This is a genomic window from Enterococcus saigonensis (assembly GCF_011397115.1).
GTDB lineage: Bacteria > Bacillota > Bacilli > Lactobacillales > Enterococcaceae > Enterococcus_C > Enterococcus_C saigonensis.
Genome location: NZ_AP022822.1, coordinates 18,430 through 41,735, shown reverse-complemented (window position 1 = coordinate 41,735; position 23,306 = coordinate 18,430). Strand labels below are relative to the sequence as shown.

Genomic DNA, 23,306 nt, shown 5'->3' with positions numbered 1-23,306 from the left:
TATTGTAAATGGCGGCCATAAAAAAGACAAAGGGGTATCTGCGTAAAGCAAGACCCCCCTTTGTACTATAAAAATATTTTATTAGCTGCGTAAACCTCTTCCACGACTAATTAAATAATAGCAAACCGTATAAAGTACTGCGATAAACAGGACTAGAACAAGCAGTGAAAATACCACCGATACATCCGTAGTGCCTAAAAATCCATACCGAAAACAAGAAATCATGTACACAATCGGGTTGATTTTAGATACTGCTTGCCAAAAAGGCGGCAACATCGAAATCGCATAAAAGACCCCACCCAAATAGGTTAACGGTTGTAAGACGAATGTTGGCACAATGGATACATCATCATAGGATTGGGCAAAAACACCATTAATTAAACCCGCTAAGGAAAATAAAATGGCTGTCATCAGCAAGGTCAAAACCACTAACAACCAAGAGTGAACATGTAAGGGGACAAAAAATAAAGATATTATCGTGACCAACGTTCCTACTAATGTACTACGACCTATTCCGCCGATTACAAAGCCCCAAATAATAATGTGCGCTGGCACTGGTGCCACCAATAATTCTTCAATATTCTTTTGAAACTTTTGTGAAAAGAAGGAAGAAGAAACATTCGCATAAGAACTCGTAATGGCAGACATCATAATCAAGCCTGGAACAATAAATTCAATATAAGAAAATCCTCCCATATCCCCAATACGTCCACCAATCATCTTGCCAAAAATAATAAAATACAAAGAAGTTGTAATGACTGGTGGAACCAAAGTCTGCACCCATATACGCAGATAACGATTGGTTTCTTTCACGGCAAGACTTTTTAATGCTGTAAAATATAGACTAAACATGATGCTCCTCCAATCCATTTTTATCTTCTGTAATCTTTAAGAACAGTTCTTCCAAGCGATTGGATTTATTTCGCATCGACAAAATTTTGATACCTTGTGCGCTTAGTTGCTGAAAAATTTCATTCATTCCTTGCTCCCGCTGCACTTCTACAGCTAATGTGAATTCGTCTTCTAAGGTAGCTTTATAGCCTTTTATCACAGGAGCGTGTTCAGATGGTGCCAAATCCAAAATAAACGTTTCATACTGTAACTTGGCTAAAAGCGACTTCATACTGGTATTTTCAATCAACGTACCAGCTTGAATAATGCCAATGTTTCGGCAAAGCATTTCTGCTTCTTCCAAATAATGTGTCGTTAAAATAATTGTTGTGCCACTTTCATTTAAAGCAGTTAAAAAAGCCCACATCTCTCTTCTTAATTCAATATCCACCCCAGCAGTAGGTTCATCTAAAATTAATAAACGTGGTTCGTGCATCAATGCTCTTGCAATCATTAAGCGCCGTTTCATCCCACCTGAAAGCATTCGTGCCCGCTCATTTCTTTTTTCCCACAAATTCGATTGCTTTAAATATTTTTCACTGCGTTTTAACGCTTCTTTACGGGAAACGCCGTAATATCCTGCTTGATTGACCACAATTTGTTGCACTGTTTCAAAGGGATTAAAATTAAATTCTTGTGGAACTAGCCCAATTTGTTGCTTGGCTTTATCTAATTCTTTGTCCAGATCATAACCAAATACTTTTACTTGACCAGAAGTTTTATTGACAAGAGAAGTAATAATTCCAATCGTCGTGGATTTTCCAGCACCATTTGGCCCTAAGAGGGCATAAAAATCACCTTGTGCTACTTGCAAATCAATTCCTCGCAAGGCCTCGACACCTGTACTGTATACTTTTTTTAAATTTTTTATTTCAAGTGCATCTACCATTTATTTGTTCCTTTCATCATAAAGCATTGTTACAAAAATGCGTGTCTCTGACACAGTTTGTACTTCTTTAGCTTTCCTTGACGCAATTTTCATTTGGATAAATAGCAACCGTCTCTTCTTTTATTGAAAATAGCTGCAGCATACTCTGCATAAACGCTGTTACAAAGCGCTCTGTCAATTTGTAATGATGCCAAATTCCCTCTTTTTTCACCACCACTACGCCAGCTTTTTCCAGCACTTTCATATGATGAGATAATGTTGGCTGAGTAAAATCAAAGTGCTGTAACAAATCACAAGCACATAAACTCCCACCTGAAAGTAAATCAATAATTTTTAATCGGTTAGGATCACCTAACGCCTTTAACACAATCGTCATCTCTTCATAATTCATTTCGTTTTCTCCTATATAGATAAATATCTATATAAAAACCTAACGAATTAACTTCAGATTGTCAATGGCTACAACCGCAAAAAAAAAAACCGTATCGCTCTTTAAAAGAGGATACGGTTTTTTAAACTATTAACTTTAATCACCACCAGCAGCGATTTTAGCACGATTGTAAATAGCTTCTTTTGCCTTTAAATCGACAATATCTGCAATATCTTCTCCTTTAGAATGGTAACTATCCATAATACCTAAAACTTGGAAAAATTTTCAGAGCTTCTTTTTTAGAACGTATAGACCATTTTTGATTTTGCTAATACTCATCAGAAAAAATAACAATATATATTTGTCTAATTCACCGATTACCTGAAGCAAAATAGTAAAACGCGGTACTTTTCCTCAGCTTCTTTACTGCCATATCAGCTAGTTACTACTTTTTGGCCTGTAAGGCTTCTTTTCTAAGTTCTACTGCTAACATTACTTCATCCACCTTTTCTTTATTACGCACTTCAAAAGATGTACCAGGAACTAACGCTAAAAAGTAGTCTTGTTGCGGATAAATGTACAAAATGATCGCCCGCTTTTTTGATATTTAATATTCCAACCTCGCCAAATATTTTGATTCATTGTACAGTTGGAATAAGAAAATTTAGGTTTGATTTGATATTTTTCTTGCAAATACTGATCTAAAGCAACAAAAAGCGAGAAATTTTCGGAGCTCATAAACTCCTTGATTGCGGTTTGTGTTGGCTGTTCTGCTGATTTAAATACTTGATAGTTTAACATCTGACTTCTCCTCTCCTTTGACTAAAAAGGGAATGGAACATTTTTTACTTTAATCGGGTTTGATTCGTAAAAGTCATCACACATTACCCCATATACATCAATTAGCTGTCTTCTTCATCTTAAAACAACAAGTGACACGAACTAATAAAACCGTATTTCACTGATTACTTTTTGACCACAAGCTATTGCTTTTTAGCTGTCAGAAGAAATGATAATGGTAGGCCTTGCTTATCATAGACCTCAGTTAAACCAACATCATAATCATATTCATTTAACGCTAATACGTGAAAACCATTTGTAGCTAAACTCGTAATGATTTCTGCCATCGTGTGGGAAAAACTGGTGAATGTTTTGGAATGATATGTGTTTGACATATAGCACATACCATCATTTTCAATCCAAGGAGTGGTTCTAAAATACGAATAGCTTACCTGATTTAGTTTGTCCTGATCAAATTCTTCTTCTCCAGGTAAAGGCAACATATTCATAAAAGGATGATAATCGTGAATGAGTAAGATACCATCTTTTTTCAAACAAGCGGCTACTTTTGCAAAAAGGGCGGCTAAATCTTCAAACCAAGTAATCGCCCCAATTGTAAAAAAGATAAAATCAAATTGATTGTGATAGTCACTCGGAATATCTAAAATATTAAGCGCGACAAATTCACAATTGGTGATATTAGCCTTTAAAGCCGTGGTTCTTCCTTGTGCTAAAATATTTTCAGCAATATCAAAACCCACGCCACTTTTAGCACCAAGTTGTAACAATGCCAACAATTCCCGCCCATTATTGCAACAAAACTGCGCAATGCGTTTGTTTTTAAAATCCATTTTTTTCAGTTCATAGGCGACATTTCTATCAAAGAAAGGTAGCTCTTCTTTCAACAGACGTTTGAAATTATCTTCCCCCCAATTTTCCTGTCGCTGTTCAAAAGCCTCTTCCCAAGCTAACTTATTGCCTTTAATATAATCCATATTTAACTCCTTTTTGCATTCTCTTTCTCTTTTAGAGTATTCTTTTTAGCCTTTAAAATTAACGTTCCAAGATAAAATTAGTGGTGATTTTAGCGTATTCTGCAGGTGAGATCACTTGAATTTTACCAGGATATTGTGCTTCAATTTCTTTTAATCGCGGGGTAACAGTCGGTGCTATTGCTATCATGCCGATATTTTCTTTGTTTAAAATTTCTGGCAACTCTGCTGGTTTAGCTGCTCGCCATTCATACATATGGTGGATTTTACTAAGATTGGCAATAAAATCTCTAGTTCCATAATCTTTTGCCTCTTTACCCCATTCGCTATTATTAGATGGGGTATAATTACTAACTAGAAAAATTGCTTTTTTCATGATTGTTTCCTCCTCTTTGATTGCTTTGTGGGTGACTTTAATTAATTCATCGACAGTAATTTGGAAGAATTCAGACAGTCCAATTAAATATTCAATAGTAGGTTGGCTGATGCCTCGTTCCCACTTTGAAATTGTCTGGCGACTGATGTGAAGTTCATTAGCCAAATCATTTTGCGTGTAATGATGCAATGTGCGATAGTATTTAATATTTGCTCCAACAGCCGTCAATTTCTTGCCCCTCCTTCCAATTTCACTGTAACCGCAATCATTTCAAAGAGTAAAGAACTTCTCCTAATTTTTGTGTAACTTATTCATAGCAATCGCTTGATAGCAAGGTTTTATTGGGATAACTACACCAATAAAATTTAGTTTAGATTTTACGTTTTAACACTATTTTTCACCTTCGCTCCTTTTTTGTCAGGGCATAAACGCCTCAATAATTCTGACAAAAAAACCGAATAGAATTTTAAAATGCTATTTATTTTTTATCTATTAAATTTAAGTGTAAACTTTTTACCTTTATTAGATAGCAGTTATGAAATTTCTTCTATTACTAAATTATACTTGAAAAAAACTTTTTATCGTTAGTAAAATCCTATTTCTGGTTTAATATTTGCCGTAGCTTTGATTTAGCGTATAGCAAAAAAGGTATCACTACAAAAAAAAACGCCACAGGTAATAAAGCAGCACAAAAAAGCAAGTAACAACGCAAACTGCTTTTTATTTTTGATTTCTTTTATAAAAAAAGACAAGAACAACAGCAGGAATGAAACACCAAAAAATATAGCAACCAATTGATTGTCATCTAATTTAAATCCCACTCCGTACCCTGTTGAAAAGCAAAGTGCGGCTAAATAAATACTAATATAAAACCCAAAGACAAATTGAATTTTTAAAAATCACTTTTTCATAGTTGTTCTCCTTAAAGAATGAGCCAGTTTAATCAGATATTAAGTATTATGAGGGGACTAAAACAAGTCCTCCTAGCTAGATAAATTGTCTTATCCAAACAAGATTTAATCGCATCACGCATCCTAACTTCCTTTCCCACCTGTCTATTAATTTAAAATAAGAAAAAAACATTGAGAAAAGCTATTACTACTACAAAAACCGGCAAGTAGCGTGTTTGGGGTTCTAGCGAATTTGTACTTTGGCGCCGGAAAAGCTTCGTTGCCAGTTTAAAACAGCACCATCCCAGCAGCGTTCCAATGGTATTGGTCAGTAAATCATTAATATCGGTGGCGCGATATAAGGTGAAAATTTGGCTGATTTCAATTGCTAAAGAAAGGCCGCCCCCTAACAGTACTGTTTTCCCTATTTTTTCAAAATTGCGGCTCATAAATGGAATTAAAAAACCGATTGGGATAAAAACAAAGATATTCGCAATAAAACCAGCAGAAAAACCATCCGCTAGTGGTAGCCACTCCATTTTAGGATGAATGAATCCTTCTCCTAGACAGATTAGCCGGCGAAATTCACCAATGGTGGCAATACCAAAAATGGCGTCCAAACTAATTGCTAAATAATAAAACAGCAATAATGACGGAATTAAAATGGCAATTTTGCGAGACCAAGCTAATTTTACACCGCAAATTAAAACCGTAATTAAAATCGCCCCTAGTAAAGCAGCGGGGTTAACAAAAAGTAGCTCATAAAAAAAATCAAAAATTGTATAGTTGTCCATCGGTTGCTCCTTTTCTAAAAACACTAGTGTACTACTCTAGATAGTACACTAGTGAAAATACAGCGTCTATTGCAATTGCGCTATTTTCATGTAATTTAAACAAAATGATAAAAATTTACGGTTTAGTTCCTTCCTCTTTTTAGTATGTGTTTAATTGCCTTACCCTATATTTTTTCTACCAAAATGTTTCACGTGTAACAATGCCAACTTTTAAGTAGTGAAGCGCCTTTGTTCTAGGGTTTTTCCAGTGATTCTTTAATCTGATGGGCGACTTTTTTTCGTAGCTTTTTGCGATAATAAGCGCGAAGTTGACGAGAGATTTTTTTCGGCACTTTCTTTTTAGTAGTGCCTTGGTGACGATCAGATTGCTCAGAAAACTTATCTTGCTCTGCTTTTTTTAAAGTCAGTTGATTCTCTGAAACAAATTGACTATCCACTAATAAGATTCCCAAAGCCCGTTGTTCTGCTTGATTAAGTTGCGAAAAAATTTGTCGCAACATTTCCGCCAATTCCACATCTGCGATAAAGTCAAAATCTGAGACAATTTCAGTAGCCTGTTCACTTTCTAAGCTTTCATGTCGAGCTTTTAAATACTTACGACGACAATCTTGACATAACCATTGAAAGCGGCGAAATAGATAACTGTTGTTATAATCTTCTTTAAAGATTTCCAAATCTCTGTAATCATGTAACAGCTCAATCAAATTAAAACGCATTTCCTGCAAACAATCTTCGTATTCGCTGTGGCTAGGGTAAATTTGCTCTTTACTCAAAATGCGACGAAACAAAGAATCATACGCTACTAACGCTTCATTCATCATTTTTTCTTTCATCTTTATTCCTCATTTAGTTTATTCCGGCCGGTAATCTCATTTTAGAAAACACAGTATTTTCTCCTGGCACAAAAAAAACGAAAAAAAGTTGATTTTCAAAAATAATAAAGCAAAAAAATGCGTATTTTTATTTAGAAGTATCTTGGAAAGGAAGCGATAGTATGTCTTATATTCCAATTGATGAGAGCCGTTTAAAATATCACCTGCGAGAAGAAATAAATCACGTCCGCCAACGCATTGCCCCCTTTTTGCCCCACTCAAATTTTGTTTTAACCAAAGAATCTCGCCATCAGCTAGCTGCCCACTTGATTCCCCGTGCTGAACTTTCATTGTGTAAAATTTACTATGCTTTAATTCCATATGAAAAACAAAAACAGCAGTATTCGCTTGTTTTTAGTGATGTCGGGGTTGAATTGGTCTATGGTACACCGACGCAACTGATGATGAAAAAAATTATCCCTTTGTACCGCTGTCAGGATAGCAGTCTCTTTTTTGAAACGGTCGCCAGCTTATATAACTTTAAAAAAGCGCCTTTTGCCACCCGTGATTTTTGTTTATTGCCTTTAACAGGTAGTAAACTTTCCAAAAAAAATACGGTCTGGCTCAATCCGGTTATTTTAGCTGACTGTTATACGAAGATGCACCACTCCTATGTCAAAACATTATTAGGATTTGATTGTGTTATTCCGATAAAATGCAATGCTTTAATTCATTGCATGAGTAAAGCTTTTATTTTACATATCCAGATAAAAAAAGAAGAAAACTATGAGCGCTTTACCCAATTAGACTCCGCTGTTCATTACTTAAACATTGACCCCATCCCTTTAATTAACTGTGTCTGTCAAAAAATTGATTGCCGTAACCGCATCTGGCCCAATCACTTTTTTTATCCCCACTACGATGCATTACGGCATGCAAAAGAAGTAGAATTATTATGTGAAGATTATGAACAATGGTATAGCCAAAAAGACAAAAAAGACGCCAGCTAACTCTAGCTGGCGTCTTTTTATTTTCACATCGCATCGTCTCGTAGCGACAAGGAAGAAAACTTATTATATTCCTTAATAAACATCAACTCTACTGTTCCTCTGGCACCGGAACGGTTTTTTTCGATAATAACTTCAATGATGTTATCGCGTGTATCGTCTTGTTCATCTGGATCGTCTGAATCCCGTTGATAATAATCATCCCGATATAAAAAAGCGACGATATCGGCATCTTGCTCAATAGAACCCGATTCCCGAATATCAGACATCACTGGCCGCTTATCTTGCCTTTGTTCTACTCCACGAGAAAGTTGTGATAACGCAATAACCGGTACTTTTAATTCTTTGGCTAGTTTTTTCAACTGACGGGAAATTTCGGAAACTTCTTGTTGGCGATTTTCTTTTCCTGTTCCTTCAATCAGTTGCAAGTAATCAATTAAAATTAACCCAAGATCTTTCTTTTCTTGCGCTAACCGCCGACAACGAGCGCGAATTTCCGAAACTTTAATCCCCGGCGTATCATCAATAAAAATACTAGCACGAGATAAACTTCCCATTGCCACTACTAAATTGCCCCACTCTTCATCGGTTAATTGCCCTGTTTTTAAATGTCCTGCATCAATTAAACCTTCTGCACAAAGCATCCGCTTCACTAATGATTCTGCATCCATTTCTAGGCTAAAAATTGCCACCGAGGCATCGGTTTTCGTCCCGATATTTTGAGCAATATTCAATGCAAAGGCAGTTTTACCAACTGCAGGACGGGCTGCTAGAATAATTAATTCTCCTTGCTGTAAACCAGCCGTCATTTTATCTAATGCTGGATAGCCCGTTGGTATACCAGTAATTTCTTCATCATTTTGTGCTAATTGATCGATGTTGCGAAACGTTTCTTGCAATACGTCTTCAATCGCATGGAAACCATTACTGTTGCGACGCTCAGAAACCTCTAAAATTCCCCGTTCGGCATCTTCCACAATGGCTGAAACATCTTCATCTTGTTCATAACCTGCTGTGACAATTTTATTTGCAGCTTGAATTAAATTTCGCAATAAGGCTTTGTCGGCGACAATTTTTGCATAAAAACCTATACTGCCTGCATAAGGAGTCGCTTGCGATAATTCAACCAAATAGCTGACGCTACCGACATCTTCTAATGCATTTCCCCGCTCTAATTCTGCTTTTAACGTTACGACGTCGATGGCTTCATTGCGATCAAACAAATTAATCATCGCTTGGTAAATCAGCTGATGGCGTCGTTGATAAAAATCTTTGGCACTTAAAACTTCCATCGCATTAATCAGCTCATCGGGAGCCAAAAAAATCGAACCTAAAACAGCCTGCTCCGCTTGAATATCTTGGGGCGGCATGCGGTCTTGCCACATATCTTCTACTGCCATAATTATAATCGCTCCTAAAAGTTTTCAGTCTACTAATTTTACATAACTTTCAGTAAAAGTACAATATATGGGAAAGTAGCAAAGAAAGAAAGATACAAAAACTTTTTTACATAAATTAAGAAGAATTTCTCTACCGCTTGAGAGATTACAATCCCTTACATTATATTTTTCTATTTTGGCTATTAAGTTGACAAATCGTAAAAATTAAAATAACGAGTATAATAAAACATGTTGTGTTAAAAGCACGATAATCTTATTTTTATAAAAGAAGGGACCACAAGTATGTTGGAAAATGCACGCTTACAAATTAAACCTATTTTACCAGGACTTATCTTGTCTTTGGCCGTAGCAATTGCGGCAAAACTTTTAGCCATTTTCATGCCACAATTAGGTGGTGCTACTTTAGCCATTTTATTAGGTATTATTTTAGGCAACACCTATTTCAAACAGCCCAATTTAGATATTGGAACAAAATTTTCTGAAAGTCGCTTACTAGAATACTCTGTTGTCTTACTTGGCTTTACCGTTACCTTCCAAACAATCAGTCACATGGGCGTTAAGGGCTTGGTGTATGTCATTTTAATGATGAGTACGGTGATCATCGCTGCTTATACATTGGGACGAAAACTAGGATTCAATGAAAAAATGTCCCTCATGATGGCCGGAGGAAATGCTGTCTGTGGCTCGTCTGCGATTGGAGCAATTGCACCTACAATTGAAGCAGATGACACAGAAAAAGGTCAGATTATCACTTTGGTTAATTTACTTGGAACCGTCATGATGCTAACTTTGCCTTTTTTAGGTATGCATTTATTTGGCGCTGATCTATTAGCCAAAAGTGCGTTATTAGGTGGTACATTGCAATCTGTCGGACAAGTCGTCGCAGGTGCAAGTTTGGTCAATGCCCAGACCGTCCAGTTTTCCATGCTGTTTAAAATCACACGTATTATCTTTTTAGTCGTCGTTGTTTTTATTTTTGAACAAAAAGTTCGTCATGATGGTTTAGTATCCGAAAAAAAAGCCAATAAAAAACTACCAATTCCTTGGTATGTAATGGGCTTTTTCATTATTTGTATCGTAAATAGTTTTTTACCATTGCCTGATGTCATTAATACGACTGCTCATTTTATCAGTACTTGGTTTGAAACAATAGCTCTTGCGGCGATTGGTCTACGTTTAGATTTCCAAAAGTTCCTAAAAGAAGGTCCTCGTTTCTTACTCTATGGTTTATCCGTCGGAGTCGTGCAAACAATCGCAGCCTTGATCTTCATCTTCTTTTTACACATCTAAAATAGATCGTAACTTTCAACTTTTTGTCTAGAAACTTCCATGCTTAAATGAAGTATGAAGTAATAACAAAACTAGCATGCTTAAACACTTAAACTTTTTAACATTTAAAAAGCCCCTAGCAAAACTTGCTAGGGGCTCAATTTATTGCTTGTTAATATATTGTTTTTCTATTATCTTACCGGGCTCTTTGAAAGGAATGGATATAAATGAAATTATCATAGCCCCTTTACAAGTATCTCTTAAGCTTGAATCTAACTCACAAAAATCATTTATAGTAAATCAGCCCAGATGAGTAAATATATACAGTTATTCTTAACTTTAAAAGATACAGCCATTTTGTATACCTCAACACCATCGACAAAAAAATCAAATGTCAACTTGAAAGAAACTTTATACGATCAACTTCAAATTTCTAATTTCTTTGCTCGACTTTCATGCTAATCTTCTGATAGCTCTGTCAGCATTTTATTAAAATCATTTTTTAAAGCTTGCATTTTTTCATCTGCTGCTTGCTTTGAAGGAGCATTTACGGAATAGTAAATTTTAAATTTGGGTTCCGTGCCAGACGGTCTTACACAGACCCAAGATTCATCTGCTAAAATCAATTTGATAACATTAGATTGTGGTAGAGTAAGCTCTACTACTTCATGTGTCACCAGATTTGTTTGCATCCCTAGACCATAATCTTCTTTATATACAATAGACTCGCCAGCTAACTGCGTAACCTCTTTTTGACGTAAGTTTTCGACTAGTTGTGCCATTTTTGTAATGCCATCTTTACCTAAAAAAACTTTTGTTTCTAAATCTTCAACAAAATAGCCATATGTTTGATAAATTTCTTCAAGCCGATCAATCAGACTATACCCAGCTAACTTCAATACAAGGGCTACTTCTGCCAATAACGTGGCTGCTTGAATTGCATCTTTATCTCGGACGAAAGGTGAAATCAGGTAGCCAAAACTCTCTTCATAACCAAAGAGAAATTTTTTGTCCCGTTTTTGTTCTGATAACTCGATTTGTTCACCGATAAATTTAAAACCCGTTAAAGTATTACGTACTTGTAAACCATGTTTTTCTGCCATTTTTGTACCTAAATCCGAGGTAACAATTGTCTTTGCCAAAAAATAGTTTGCAAGATCTGTCGGCGATTTTTGTTGCATCAAGTAATCCAAGAGTAAAACACCAATTTGATTACCATTTAGATATACGGGCTGTGAGTTTTGGAATACAACTACTCCTAAACGATCGGCATCTGGGTCCGTAGCAATTAATATATCCGCTGCGTTTTGCTTTGCTTCTTGTAAAGCCAAAGTAAAGGCAGCTGAATCTTCCGGGTTAGGAGAAACAACAGTTGAAAAATCCGGATCTGGTTCTTGTTGTGCTAAAACAAGTCTTAAATTATCAAAACCAAAAGTTGCAAAAGCTTTTTTGATTAAAACTTTTCCTGTACCATGCAACGGTGTATAAATGATTGCAAGATTTTTCCCTTCTTTTGAAACCAACTGTTTGTTTTGTATTACGTTTTTTAATTCTTCGATATACCCCTGATCAGCGTCTTCAGAAAATACGGTAATCATCTCATTTTTTTCAAAATAGCTACGAGATTTTGCAGTGATTTGAAGTTCATTGGTAATATTTTCTAATATGTCCATTAAACGTTTTGCTGTTTTCAAAGTAATTTGTCCACCATCTGAACCATACACTTTGAAACCATTATATTGCTTAGGATTATGACTAGCTGTTATCATAACACCTGCAAAAGCACGATAATGACGAACAAGATAAGAAAGTTCAGGTGTTGGACGCAACATGTCAGATAAAAAAACTTTAATGCCGCAAGATGCTAAGATACGAGCAGTCCATTCAGCAAATTCTGCTGATTTATGGCGATTATCATAAGAAATTACTACACCACTTTGGCAAGCGTTCGGACCATTTTCTTTAATATAGCGTGCCAAGCCTAACGCAATACGTTTAATCGTATAATTATTAATGCGATTGGTTCCTGCCCCTAGTTCTCCACGCATTCCCCCTGTACCAAATTCCAAATAGCGGTAAAAACGATCCTCTAAGTCCGATTGTTTACTCACTTGTTCTAATTCATTTTGTAAGTCTAAATCTAAAGCAACAAAATTTTGCCACTCTTGTAATTTTTCTTGCCACTTCATTTCTACTAGCCCTCTTTTGTTTGTCGAATAATTTCAGCAATAGAAAATGTACAGCCTGCCATGGATGTGTCAGCAACACCGTAATACATCGTTAACTGATCACCTTCTACTATGCCGCCAGAACCAAAGACAACATCACTAAAGAAACCATTTTTTTCATATTCTGCATTTGGTTCCATAATGGGTTGCTTACAGCGAGCCAAAACTTTAGTCGGATCTTCTAAATCCAGTAAGGCTGATCCCATACAGTAGCGATGTTCTGGTGTTGCGCCATGATAAAGAACGAGCCAACCTTCAGCTGTTTTAATTGGTACTAATCCGCCACCAACACGTCCACTATCCCAAGAATTTGGTCGAATACCAATTAAATGTTGGTGCTGACCCCAGCTTTCTAAATCTGGAGAAGCGGCAATCCAGATATCATAATTACCAATACTTTTTAGTGAAGGACGATGAAGAGCATAGAACTTCCCATTAATTTTCTCAGGAAAAATTAAAACGTCTTTATTTTCGGGAGCAAAAATATTGCCTAAATCCTGGTAGCTTTCAAAATCTTTAGTAGCAATCAAGGAGTCGCAAACGCCTACAGGAGATACAGAACTAAAATTAACGTAATACGTATCCCCTATTTTTGTACAACGGGCATCTTCAATGCCATAACTTTGGTACTCATTAAATGGATATAAGAACGCATTGTCATCAACAGTAAAGTGATGTCCATCTTGACTGCGAGCAATTCGAATGTAAGAAATAGAAGTCAAATAAGCAAAACTGTCGAGTTTGTTTTTATGACGAATCATACGTGGATCTTCAAAATCATAATCTGGATCATTACGATTGAATTCGATAATAGTCATTTCTTTTTTGTGGGCGTCATAAACAGGTGCTTTAATAATTTCAGGATCATTTGAAATAGGCCTTTCGGCTACTCGTAGTAGTAATAAAACTTCATCATTATATTTAGCAACACCGCCATTAAAAGCGCCAATTACCTCATAGCCTTCATGAAGTGGTGTCACATCTTTAGGTGTAATTAATGGATTCTCTATAAAACGATCTATTTTCATGTCATAACCTCTATCTAAACGGATTTTCAATTTCTAATTTTTGAGCATTGGCATCACTGATACCAGCATATATCACAGCTTTTTGATCTTTAACTACAATTCCGCCACTAAAAACAATGTCTACTAAATCTGGTCGTTTTGCTGGCCCAGCTGCGAAATCTTTTCTTTCTGCGATAATTTTGGCATTTTTCATAGCAAAATTGGCTAGATCTAATTCAAAAGCCATTGCGTAATAATGACGATCATTTTTTTCATCAAATTTAGCAATATGACCTAAAACCCAAATAGACGTTTCAATTTGGTGAATTTCATTAGCTCCGCCCCACTCACTATCTGTAAATTGATTGGCTAATAGCGTTGCATTTTCAATAATTTCAATGGACAAAGATGTTAAATCTTCAATAACCACAGCACCAATTTTTCCCCGACCACCTTTTGTTCCTTGAGGGCGTGTTAATACAAGAATTTTTCCATCATTTAATTGTTTTAAACGTAAATCTTTCATCCCCCAGGGACCAGCAAATATTTTCACAGCGCTATGGCACGTTTCTAAACGATAAAAGACAGTACGCCATTTGGCTTGTCCTGTTGGTAGGAAATTTACCTCAACACCACCTAAAATGATGGTATTATCAATTTTAGTAAAAAAGGGATCTTGTAAAGAAAGACGAATTCCCGTTTCAATAGGTACCCATGTATTTTCTTCAGCTTCTGTAAACAAGATGATTTCTGAATGTTCATCCTCTCTGGATTCAACTCTACCAGCAATAATCACTTGACCATCTAATGTAAATGGAGCTGTGATATTATAAACATCCTTATCCCCTACGTTTTTAAATGTTAACTTGGTTGCTTTAGACTCAGTTTGTGTCTTACGATATTTTTCTAGTAATTCTTCCACATAAATCATGTATTTCTCTTTCCTATCCAACCTGCTCTTTGTGGCAAGTAAATTTTATTTTTTTCTAAATGGGATGCATTGTAAGACCATAATGTTTGCCATGTAGTATGTTCCAATAATTCAACTTGGCGCGGTTTTTCAGAAAAGTTCAGTATTACGTGAATATCTCCACTCGAATAAGAAAGCAAGTCATTTTTGGTCTGAATTTGTTTTAAAGGCGCCGATTGTAAAATTAAGCTAGACAACTAAAAAAGTCATTTGTGCTACACTCAAAATAGTTCCGTCCAAAGAATTATAAGGAGTGAGTACAAATGACCTATACCCATCTTACAACGGATGAACTTGTAATGATAGAGTCTTATTTCAAAATAAATCAATCTGTTGCGAAAACTGCGCATTGCTTGAATCGTTCAAGACAAACGATCCATAAAGTATACCTGTTCTTCAAGCAAGGAAAATCAGCCTTAGAGTACTATCAACAGTATAAGAAAAACAAATCAAACTGTGGTAGACGCCCGCTTGTTTTACCTGAGGAACAATCAGAATATATTCAAAGAAAGGTTGTTCAAGGATGGACACCCGATGTGATTGTTGGTCGTGCAGCGTTTCCTATTCGTTGTTCTGCTCGTACCATTTATCGTATGTTCAAAAAGGGGCTATTTAATCCTTCTGACTTACCGATGAAAGGCAAGCGTAAACCAAATGGACATCAAGAAAGACGTGGAAAACAAGCTTTCCGTCGCTCTATTCATGAACGTGAAAAAGATTATAGCCAATTCTCAAATGAGTTTGGTCACCTTGAAGGTGACACTATCGTAGGTTTGAAACATAAAAGTGCTGTAATTACCTTAGTTGAACGATTATCAAAAGTTATCATCACATTGAAACCGTGTGGTAGACAAGCGATTGATATTGAAAACAAATTAAATCATTGGTTTGAATCTGTACCGAAAAATCTATTCAAATCCATCACTTTTGATTGTGGAAAGGAATTTTCAAATTGGAAACAGATCAGTAATGCCAATGATATTGCCATTTATTTCGCTGATCCAGGAACGCCGTCTCAAAGAGGCCTAAACGAGAATTCTAACGGATTGTTACGTAGAGATGGTTTATTGAAATCTATGGATTTCAATTCAGTAGATGAATCTTTTATTCAATCTGTCGCATCGAAACGAAATAATATTCCTAGAAAATCACTGAATTATCGAACACCTTTGGAAGTATTTTTGAGTTACGTAAGTATTGATGATTTGTCTAACTTAATTTGACAATTAAGAAAATAAAAAAGGACCTTCTTTATGTCGCAGTTCAATTAACGCTTTGTATCCAGCAGTAATTATTTTTTCTGACTCGTTTACCTTTGATGGACCAATCCAACCATTCATATTAAACGGAAGCATACCTCTTGAACGATCGCGATTAACTAGATTTGCTGCCGCCATCGCTTTTACTTCACCTTCAGTGTGCAATAATTCAAAATACTTATTTTTTGCTTGGATATCACGAGTCTCTGTCAAATTACTAGGCACAAAGTCACCTAAACCTAATTCTTCGCCCTGAAATAAAAACGTTATGCCATTATTGATTGTTAATAAAACAATCAATAATTGATAAATATCTCTATTTTCTTTTGCTAATCGTTCCCAAGAGCGACTCATATCATGACTGTTAAAAAAGAGTGTCGGTAATTTTCCAGTAGTATTCATGGCTTTATACTGACGTGCAAAGTAATTTAAATTTAGCTTTTCCTGACTACCTAAGTTAAAATTAAAAGCGGTATCAAATAAGTCTGAACCAACATATTGATTAATAACTTGTAAGTCATCAGAACTAATCTCCGCAACTGTGAACAATTCTGTATTTCTTTTTTTTATATGGGCATTGATTTCTTTTAAGACCGTTAAAATCCCCTTTTGATTTACATCATTTTGATGAATCTGCCGCCCGTTTTCATCTACAGGATTATCTTCAAAGTTAGTATTTACTGTTAGATTATTAATCACATCAAAACGGAAGCCATCGATTCCTTTTTCAATCCAAAAATCGAGTATTTGAAAGATACTCTGCTTTACGGCTGGATGATGCCAATTTAAATCAGCTTGTTCTTTGGCAAAACTGTGATAATAATATTGCTGACTTTCTTCATCATATTCCCACGCAGAACCACCAAAAAAACTTTCCCAATTATTGGGCTTATCTCGCCACACATACCAATCTCGTTTTTTAGATTCCACGCTTTGTAATGCTGCTTGAAACCAGGGATGTTTAATCGATGTGTGATTAAAAACAACATCAATGATAATGCACATACCCAAATTTTTTGTTGCTTGGATTAAATCTTCTAAATCTTGCAATGAACCATATTGGCTATCAACATCACAGTAATCTGCCACGTCATATCCATTATCCACTTTTGGAGATGGATAAAACGGTGTTAGCCAAAGCGCATCTATCCCGAGTTCTTTCAAGTAAGGTAACTTTTCCTTTATTCCGTTAAAATCGCCAATCCCATCACAGTTACTATCTGCAAAAGAAGGGAGATAAATTTCATAAAAAACTGCTTTTTCCCACCACATATTTATTTACCCCTACTTCAAAGTAAACTGCATACCATCTTGGAAGCGTTTGGAGAAAATTAAAAATAAAATAATTAATGGTAAGGTAAGCAATACAGACGCCGCATACATTGGACCTGGATATGTGCCATACGGGCCAAACATTTGAGAGATTAAAACATTCAATGTCACCGTACTATCACTTTTTGAAACAATCATATCCCACAACAAATTGGTCCAACGATCAGTAAACAAGAACAAGAAGATAACTGTCGTGATTGATTTAGACATTGGTAAAACAACTTTAAACAATACTTGTAATTATGCACCATCTAATTTTGCTGCTTCAATCAAAGCATCTGGAATTGCTTTAAAGAAGTTGGTATACATGAAAATTGCCCACAAACTAATTGCCGTTGGAATAATCATACCGGCATAAGAATCAAGTAACCCCACATTAGTAATCATCAGAAACTGTGGAATTAACAAAATGATGGCTGGGAAAAACATTTGAAACAAAATGAAATTGTTAACAAATTTTTTGCCTTTAAATTCAATTTTAGCTAAGGCATACCCCACCATTAAAGCAAAGAGAAGCATTAAAAATGTTGCAATCGTAGCTACTATAACTGTATTAACAAATGCACCAATCCATGGTACATTTGCAGAAGTAGCTGATCCGCCAAACAACCAAGTCCAAGACCGCAAACTAAAATGGCTTGGAATTAATTTACGGTCTACTTGATCCCATGCTGCAAAAGAATGCATTACCAGATAAATAAATGGAAAAATCATAATTAACATCACTAACGTTGTAACACCATATAGTAAAATGGTTTGTCCTTTCGTACGTTTAAGTCCAACCATTTCTTTCACCCCATTTTTCTAAAAGCTTGCGGATAATACCAATTGATGCAAAAGTGACAACGGAGGCTAATAAAGCAACAGCAGAAGCATAGCCTGACTTTAAGCCAACAAATGCTTGATTGTAAATTTCCATTTGCCACGTATTTGTAGCAAAGTTCGGTCCGCCACCTGTTAATTGATAGACTTCCGTAAATATCCCAAAACTAACCCCTACAGCTAGTACAGCCACTGTGAAAAAAGCTGGATACAACATTGGAAAAGTTATCTTCCAAAAACGATTCCATGGGCTAACCCCATCAATGGCTGCTGCCTCGTAGATTTCATGATTAATATTGCTAAGACCAGAAATTAGGATCAGACCATAATATCCTGACATTTTCCATGCAATCATCAATGATACAATCACTATTGCGGTATGAGGATTCCCTAACCAGTCAATATCCCAGCCCATTTTGTTACGTAAAAACGTGTTGAAAGGACCATTGTAAGAAAGTAGTCCTTTAACAATTAATGACGTAACAACACCACTAGATAGATAGGGCAGGAAAAAAGCTACCATATATAACCCTTTTAACTTTGGTAAACTATTTACTAGAAGTGCAATAATCATTGACATAACCATGGCCAGCGGAACAAAAACAATCAAAAACTTATATGTAACAACAAAAGCCGATTGAATTGCGGGACTTTTGACTGCATCGATAAAATTTTTGATTCCAACAAATTCGACCTCTGGTGAGATCATGTTCCAGCTTGTTAAAGCTAGCCAAAATGACCACAGTAATGGTAAAAGGAAAAATATAAATGTAAAAATAAGGTATGGGCTGGTAAATAACCAGCCCAATTTTGTATTTTTGTTCATTATTGAAGCGCCCCTTCAACGGCTTTCTTTGCATCTGTGACAGCTTTAGCTGGCGTTTTTTCGCCACGAACAACAGGAACCCATGCTTGTTCACCAAATACTTGTTGAATATCATTGTACTTTTCATTATCCATTGCTGGAACAGCATTCGGAACATTTGCAGCGTAAACTTCCATTACTGGATTTTTCTCGAAGTAAGCTTTAAATGTAGCATTTTCTGTTGCATCATCTCGTGCCGGAATTAATGAAGTTGTTTCTAGTAATTTCATATCATTATTTTCATCCCCAAAAACAAATTCTAAAAATTTCATCGCAGCAGCTTGTTCCTTATCCGTTGCTTGTGCATACATAACAATTCCCTTAGCATCAGCATATGTGAAGACATTCTCTTCGTTGGCTAATGCATCTGGTACAACAGGTGTCGTAACAGTGTAGTTTTCACCAAATTTTAGTTCAGGATATTTTTCTGCCCAATTTGGGAATGTCCAAGGGCCAATATCTGTCATAACACTATCCCCATTTTCAAATGGATCTGTAGCCTCACCTGTTCTTAAAACTTTATCTTTAGATAAGGTACTCATTAAATCAAAAACATCTTCCATTGCTTTTTCATCAGCGACAAATTTGTTATCTTCTACAAAATTGGCACCTTTACTTGCTGCATCATAGAATGGGAAGAAATCAAACCAACGCATCCAAGCTGTTGGATCTGCGATGTCTTTTTTCGCCCATAAAGCTTTGTCGGTACCTTTGATTTTTTCGACAACTTTTAATAATTCTGAGTATGTTTTAGGCGGTTCATTAAAACCTAGTTCTTTTAATGTATCTAAACGCCAACCAAATAAAATAGGATTTGAATAGACTGGCAATACGTATTGGCTACCATCTGAAAATTTCCAGCTCTCGATTGTTTTACTCATATTTCTTTTTTCGACAACATTTTTGAAGTCACTTTCTTTATCTAATGGTAAAATTGCTTTACTAGCTGCTAATTGTGCTGCAAAACTACGATTAATATTTTCAGATAGCGTTGGTGCTGTTTTTGAAGCAATCGCACTTTGAATAGTTGCTTCAGAAGAAGGGCTTTCTTTCATTTGACTAACTTCTACATCAATATCTTTGTTTTGTTTTTCAAATTCTGTAGCCATTTCTTCCCAATACTTTAATTGTGTAGGATTTGGTGCTGCCCAAAATGTAACTTTAGTCTTTCCGTTATTGGAACCGGAATCTTTTGCACCCGAATTGCCACAACCAGCTAAAGCAACTGTTCCTAACAATAAAGCTGAAATACCTACGATCAATTTGTTCATTTTCATCGTCGTTCCTCCTAAATAGTAACCGTTTTCTTTACAAACGTATCATACAGCTTGTAATTTTAATTGTCAACATTACTTTTAATATTATTTAAATTACATTTATAATTACGAAGGATTACAAATTTAAAAAAATTATGTTATAATCAATATAAAGCTTAGAAAATCAGGTGATAAATATGAAAAAAGCGTCTATGCAAGATATTGCAGATGCACTAGGAATTTCAAAAAACTCGGTCTCACAAGCGTTACGAAACAAACCCGGTGTCAGCCAAAATACGAAAATGATGGTAATGCAAAAAGCAGATGAATTGGGCTATGAATACCAAAATACCACCTCTACTAAACAACCAAAACAAGTATTATTAATTGCTACAGAATTTGCTATTTCTCAAACAAGTTTCTTTGGTGAAATTATCAAAAGCATTGAAGATGAACTTCGAAAAGAAAACTGTCAATTAAACATTCATGCTTTAACACAAAATGAAATAGATGAATTGACTTTACCTCAAAATTTTTCAGATTATAATGGTGTAATTATATTGTCTCATAGTGACAATAATTACATAAAGAAAGTTATTGCATCCAAAATACCTGTTGTATTAGTCGATCACCACGACCCATCTTTACAAGCTGATGCTATTCTTTCTAAAAATACAGATGGTACATTTCAAGCGGTTTCTCTCTTAATTGAACAGGGTCTAAATCGCATAGGTTTTATTGGTGATATTGATTTTTCTCCAAGTTATCTTGAACGTTATCGAGGGTATCATCGTGCGCTAAGTGAATATGGCTTGTCTTATGATAAAACTATAGAAGTAACACAAATTGAAGAAACGCAAGGCGCGCTCTTTAATAAATTGAAAAATATTGACACAATGCCTGATGCTTGGTTTTGTGTTAATTCCGGCTTAGCATTCATGCTTAATAGCTACTTACAGTCCGCCGGATACACAATTCCAGATGATATTAGTATTATTTGTTATGATGATACTGAATTTACACGAATGGCTGTCCCACCAATAACAAATATCGCAACCGATTTACAATTTATGGGAAAATTAGCTGTAAACACTCTTATCAAAAGAATAGCTGATTCTTCTACGCCTTTTGTGCATCAGCAAATTATTCCCAATTTAAATATTCGTGGTTCAGTAAAAATTAAATAGACTTTTTCACAAATAAAAAAAGATTACAAACCATTCGTAATGTGGCTTGTAATCTTTTTTACTTAGCTGCTACAAAAGAAATACTACCCTAATACCTGCCAACTTTTTTCCTGATCAAAATAAGTAGCTTCTTTTTTCGCATTTTCAACTAATTCAGTCGGGTAACCCAACACGCCCAGTAGAGCGATTGCGTTACGCGATTTTGCTGCACCACTGCGCAGACGATAATCAAAAGAAATACCATTTTCAGCCGTAACTTGTTCTTCAAAATGAAGATTGTCACAGCTGTTTTTCAAAATTTCAGTTAATTCAATATCATGAGTTGCGACAAAAGCCAAACTAGGCTGTTGTGCTAGCCATTTTACTACACTACTGGAAGCAGCAATACGCTCAATTGTATTCGTACCTTTTAGAATCTCATCAATAAAACAGTAACAACGTTCTTTTGTGGCGACTTTGTCCAATAGACGTTTAATGGATTTGATTTCTGCTACAAAATAGCTATCGCCTTCAAATAAGTTATCTTCAACTGCCATCGAACTTAATACGTGCCCTGGTCTTAATGAAAAAGTCTCAGCTGTAGCCGTATTAATTGTTTGCGCTAAAATACAACTAATGGCAATACTTTTGACATAAGTCGACTTTCCTGAAGCATTAGAGCCTGTTACTAGCGTATTTTTTTTCCAATCGACTGGATTGGCTACGGCGTTTTGAATTAAAGGATGATAAATTGCCTCTGCCACTACTCCGTCTTCTTTCATCTCAGGCTGACAGGTTAATGGCATATATGTCCGAAAATTCAAAATTGCTAAAGCTACCTCTAAATCTCCTAAATTATCCCATAATGAAATTGCCTCTTCATTGTAACGACTGATCTTTCCTAACACATAGTTATACGAAATCAACGGTAATAAAAAGATCATATTTACCAATTCAAACAAAATTTCAGCCTCTGAATTTCCTTTAACCCGAAAAGAAAAGGCAAACTTTTCGATTCCTTTAAAAGGTTTTACTTTTTCTTTTAGACTTGTTTGTAAAGGGGTTTTAACTTTGCTTAATTTTTTTGCCAAAACAAGTGTTTGAACCAGATAACGCATAATGGTGAGTTCTGTCTCCAATCGAAATTTTTGCGTAAAATAGAGGATTACATTTAGAAAGAAACTAAATAAAATAACAATTAGAAAAAAGGCTGGCTGGAGGGGCAAAGCCATCATTGCCAAAATTGGTATACAAGATAAAATAACATATATACACGTATTTTGTAATTTGTGTTTTCCACCTTCTGCCAAATATTGTTTAGAAAAATTATTATCTTGTTTTCCTAGATTAGCAAAAAGATATTGAATCTTTTCTCGTGCTGTCACATTTTCATAAAAGAAAGCGATTAATGATTCATAGCATTCTTGATCATTAAAATTATAACTGCGCAAGCGTTTATAAAGAGCCTCTGATCCCACGCTAGAGTAGGTATTGTTTAACAAGGCAAAAATACTATCCATATCTAAATCATACCAAGTCAAGTCGTCAACTTCAGCTTCATGGTGGTGATATTTTTTCTCTTCTAACCACGCTTTTTTTAAGCTATCCTCATCATCAAATCGGCTTTGATAGGGTTGCTTCCCCCATTTTTGCCGAATAGTTTGTTTTAACTTCCAGCGTGCCCGGTAATTCATTGCTACTAATACCACCGGCACAAGTACCGCCAGTCCAATTATTAAAATCATTTCTTGTGACATTTTTTCACCTCATAAATTGTCGTAGTTTTTTTTATCATACAATTGAGCATAGAACCAAACTTCAAATTAATTGTTTTTTGAATACAGCAATTACTGAAAATACATATGCTCTATTATACCGGAGATCGTCGCGTGCTTTTCATTTTTATTACTAGATTATTCTGATAAATCCAA

The 23,306-nt window shown here is 35.5% G+C and carries 22 protein-coding genes; 4 read left to right on the top strand and 18 right to left on the bottom strand.

The annotated features are described in order from the left end of the window. Positions 1-81: 81 nt before the first annotated feature. From EsVE80_RS00180 to EsVE80_RS00140, 8 genes are all read right to left on the bottom strand, one after another. Positions 82-852 carry an ABC transporter permease gene (locus tag EsVE80_RS00180; protein WP_173101925.1) on the bottom strand — a complete coding sequence of 257 codons (771 nt, stop codon included), beginning with the start codon at positions 850-852 and terminating at the stop codon, positions 82-84. Further along, entirely contained in the window at positions 845-1,780 is a 936-nt protein-coding gene (locus EsVE80_RS00175) for an ABC transporter ATP-binding protein (protein ID WP_016173235.1), read from the bottom strand. The genes EsVE80_RS00180 and EsVE80_RS00175 overlap by 8 nt, the downstream gene beginning before the upstream one ends. Before the next feature lie 67 nt (positions 1,781-1,847). Then, a complete protein-coding gene (locus EsVE80_RS00170) occupies positions 1,848-2,171 on the bottom strand; it encodes an ArsR/SmtB family transcription factor (RefSeq protein WP_173101924.1) in 324 nt (107 codons plus the stop codon). A gap of 528 nt (positions 2,172-2,699) precedes the next feature. After that, entirely contained in the window at positions 2,700-2,951 is a 252-nt protein-coding gene (locus EsVE80_RS00160) for a DUF3788 family protein (RefSeq protein WP_232061227.1), read from the bottom strand. 182 nt (positions 2,952-3,133) lie between these two features. Further along, a complete protein-coding gene (locus tag EsVE80_RS00155; RefSeq protein ID WP_173101923.1) occupies positions 3,134-3,925 on the bottom strand; it encodes a class I SAM-dependent methyltransferase in 792 nt (263 codons plus the stop codon). Positions 3,926-3,983: 58 nt separating this feature from the next. Then, positions 3,984-4,526 carry a helix-turn-helix domain-containing protein gene (locus EsVE80_RS00150; RefSeq protein WP_173101922.1) on the bottom strand — a complete coding sequence of 181 codons (543 nt, stop codon included), beginning with the start codon at positions 4,524-4,526 and terminating at the stop codon, positions 3,984-3,986. Positions 4,527-5,361: 835 nt separating this feature from the next. After that, the gene (locus EsVE80_RS00145) at positions 5,362-5,982 is read right to left on the bottom strand and encodes a VanZ family protein (RefSeq protein WP_173101921.1); all 621 of its coding nucleotides are present in this window, start codon (positions 5,980-5,982) and stop codon (positions 5,362-5,364) included. 233 nt (positions 5,983-6,215) lie between these two features. Further along, positions 6,216-6,815, bottom strand: a complete 600-nt coding sequence (locus tag EsVE80_RS00140) for a sigma-70 family RNA polymerase sigma factor (RefSeq protein WP_173101920.1) — start codon at positions 6,813-6,815, stop codon at positions 6,216-6,218. Between the two features lie 161 nt (positions 6,816-6,976). Between EsVE80_RS00140 and EsVE80_RS00135 the strand changes: the two genes are divergently transcribed. After that, positions 6,977-7,804, top strand: coding sequence for a hypothetical protein (locus tag EsVE80_RS00135; protein WP_173101919.1), 828 nt, complete (start codon positions 6,977-6,979; stop codon positions 7,802-7,804). Positions 7,805-7,827: 23 nt separating this feature from the next. Here the strand turns inward: EsVE80_RS00135 and dnaB are convergent, their stop codons facing one another. Further along, positions 7,828-9,201, bottom strand: coding sequence for a replicative DNA helicase (dnaB, locus tag EsVE80_RS00130; RefSeq protein ID WP_173101918.1), 1,374 nt, complete (start codon positions 9,199-9,201; stop codon positions 7,828-7,830). Between the two features lie 282 nt (positions 9,202-9,483). On the opposite strand from dnaB, the gene EsVE80_RS00125 reads away from it, so the two are divergent. Continuing rightward, complete coding sequence (locus EsVE80_RS00125; RefSeq protein WP_173101917.1) at positions 9,484-10,491, top strand: YeiH family protein; 1,008 nt, start codon at positions 9,484-9,486, stop codon at positions 10,489-10,491. Positions 10,492-10,928: 437 nt separating this feature from the next. Here the strand turns inward: EsVE80_RS00125 and EsVE80_RS00120 are convergent, their stop codons facing one another. From EsVE80_RS00120 to EsVE80_RS00110, 3 genes are read right to left on the bottom strand one after another with little or no spacing between them, the layout of a single operon-like run. Further along, the gene (locus EsVE80_RS00120; protein WP_173101916.1) at positions 10,929-12,659 is read right to left on the bottom strand and encodes a phospho-sugar mutase; all 1,731 of its coding nucleotides are present in this window, start codon (positions 12,657-12,659) and stop codon (positions 10,929-10,931) included. A gap of 5 nt (positions 12,660-12,664) precedes the next feature. Further along, on the bottom strand, positions 12,665-13,726 hold the full coding sequence (locus EsVE80_RS00115) for a BtaManbiosPhlase (protein WP_173101915.1): 1,062 nt from the start codon (positions 13,724-13,726) through the stop codon (positions 12,665-12,667). A 10-nt stretch (positions 13,727-13,736) separates the two neighbouring features. Next, positions 13,737-14,636, bottom strand: coding sequence for a DUF1861 family protein (locus tag EsVE80_RS00110; protein ID WP_173101914.1), 900 nt, complete (start codon positions 14,634-14,636; stop codon positions 13,737-13,739). A 302-nt stretch (positions 14,637-14,938) separates the two neighbouring features. Here EsVE80_RS00110 and EsVE80_RS00105 point away from each other — a divergent pair, with 302 nt between their 5' ends. After that, positions 14,939-15,898 carry an IS30 family transposase gene (locus EsVE80_RS00105; RefSeq protein ID WP_000222573.1) on the top strand — a complete coding sequence of 320 codons (960 nt, stop codon included), beginning with the start codon at positions 14,939-14,941 and terminating at the stop codon, positions 15,896-15,898. A 3-nt stretch (positions 15,899-15,901) separates the two neighbouring features. Here EsVE80_RS00105 and EsVE80_RS00100 read toward each other — a convergent pair whose 3' ends face one another. The 5 genes from EsVE80_RS00100 to EsVE80_RS00085 are packed head-to-tail and all read right to left on the bottom strand — an operon-like array spanning position 15,902 to position 20,230. Further along, positions 15,902-17,206, bottom strand: a complete 1,305-nt coding sequence (locus tag EsVE80_RS00100; protein WP_173101913.1) for an alpha-amylase family glycosyl hydrolase — start codon at positions 17,204-17,206, stop codon at positions 15,902-15,904. A gap of 12 nt (positions 17,207-17,218) precedes the next feature. Beyond that, on the bottom strand, positions 17,219-17,476 hold the full coding sequence (locus EsVE80_RS13800; RefSeq protein ID WP_232061225.1) for an ABC transporter permease family protein: 258 nt from the start codon (positions 17,474-17,476) through the stop codon (positions 17,219-17,221). A gap of 30 nt (positions 17,477-17,506) precedes the next feature. Continuing rightward, positions 17,507-18,052 (bottom strand): carbohydrate ABC transporter permease, encoded by a 546-nt coding sequence (locus EsVE80_RS00095; RefSeq protein WP_232061223.1) that lies wholly within the window; start codon positions 18,050-18,052, stop codon positions 17,507-17,509. Further along, positions 18,039-18,914, bottom strand: a complete 876-nt coding sequence (locus tag EsVE80_RS00090) for a carbohydrate ABC transporter permease (RefSeq protein WP_232061221.1) — start codon at positions 18,912-18,914, stop codon at positions 18,039-18,041. The genes EsVE80_RS00095 and EsVE80_RS00090 overlap by 14 nt, the downstream gene beginning before the upstream one ends. Next, positions 18,914-20,230, bottom strand: a complete 1,317-nt coding sequence (locus tag EsVE80_RS00085; protein ID WP_173101912.1) for an ABC transporter substrate-binding protein — start codon at positions 20,228-20,230, stop codon at positions 18,914-18,916. The genes EsVE80_RS00090 and EsVE80_RS00085 overlap by 1 nt, the downstream gene beginning before the upstream one ends. Before the next feature lie 176 nt (positions 20,231-20,406). On the opposite strand from EsVE80_RS00085, the gene EsVE80_RS00080 reads away from it, so the two are divergent. After that, positions 20,407-21,396 (top strand): LacI family DNA-binding transcriptional regulator, encoded by a 990-nt coding sequence (locus EsVE80_RS00080; RefSeq protein WP_173101911.1) that lies wholly within the window; start codon positions 20,407-20,409, stop codon positions 21,394-21,396. An 83-nt stretch (positions 21,397-21,479) separates the two neighbouring features. Here the strand turns inward: EsVE80_RS00080 and EsVE80_RS00075 are convergent, their stop codons facing one another. Next, positions 21,480-23,132, bottom strand: coding sequence for a MutS-related protein (locus tag EsVE80_RS00075; protein WP_173101910.1), 1,653 nt, complete (start codon positions 23,130-23,132; stop codon positions 21,480-21,482). Positions 23,133-23,306 lie beyond the last annotated feature (174 nt).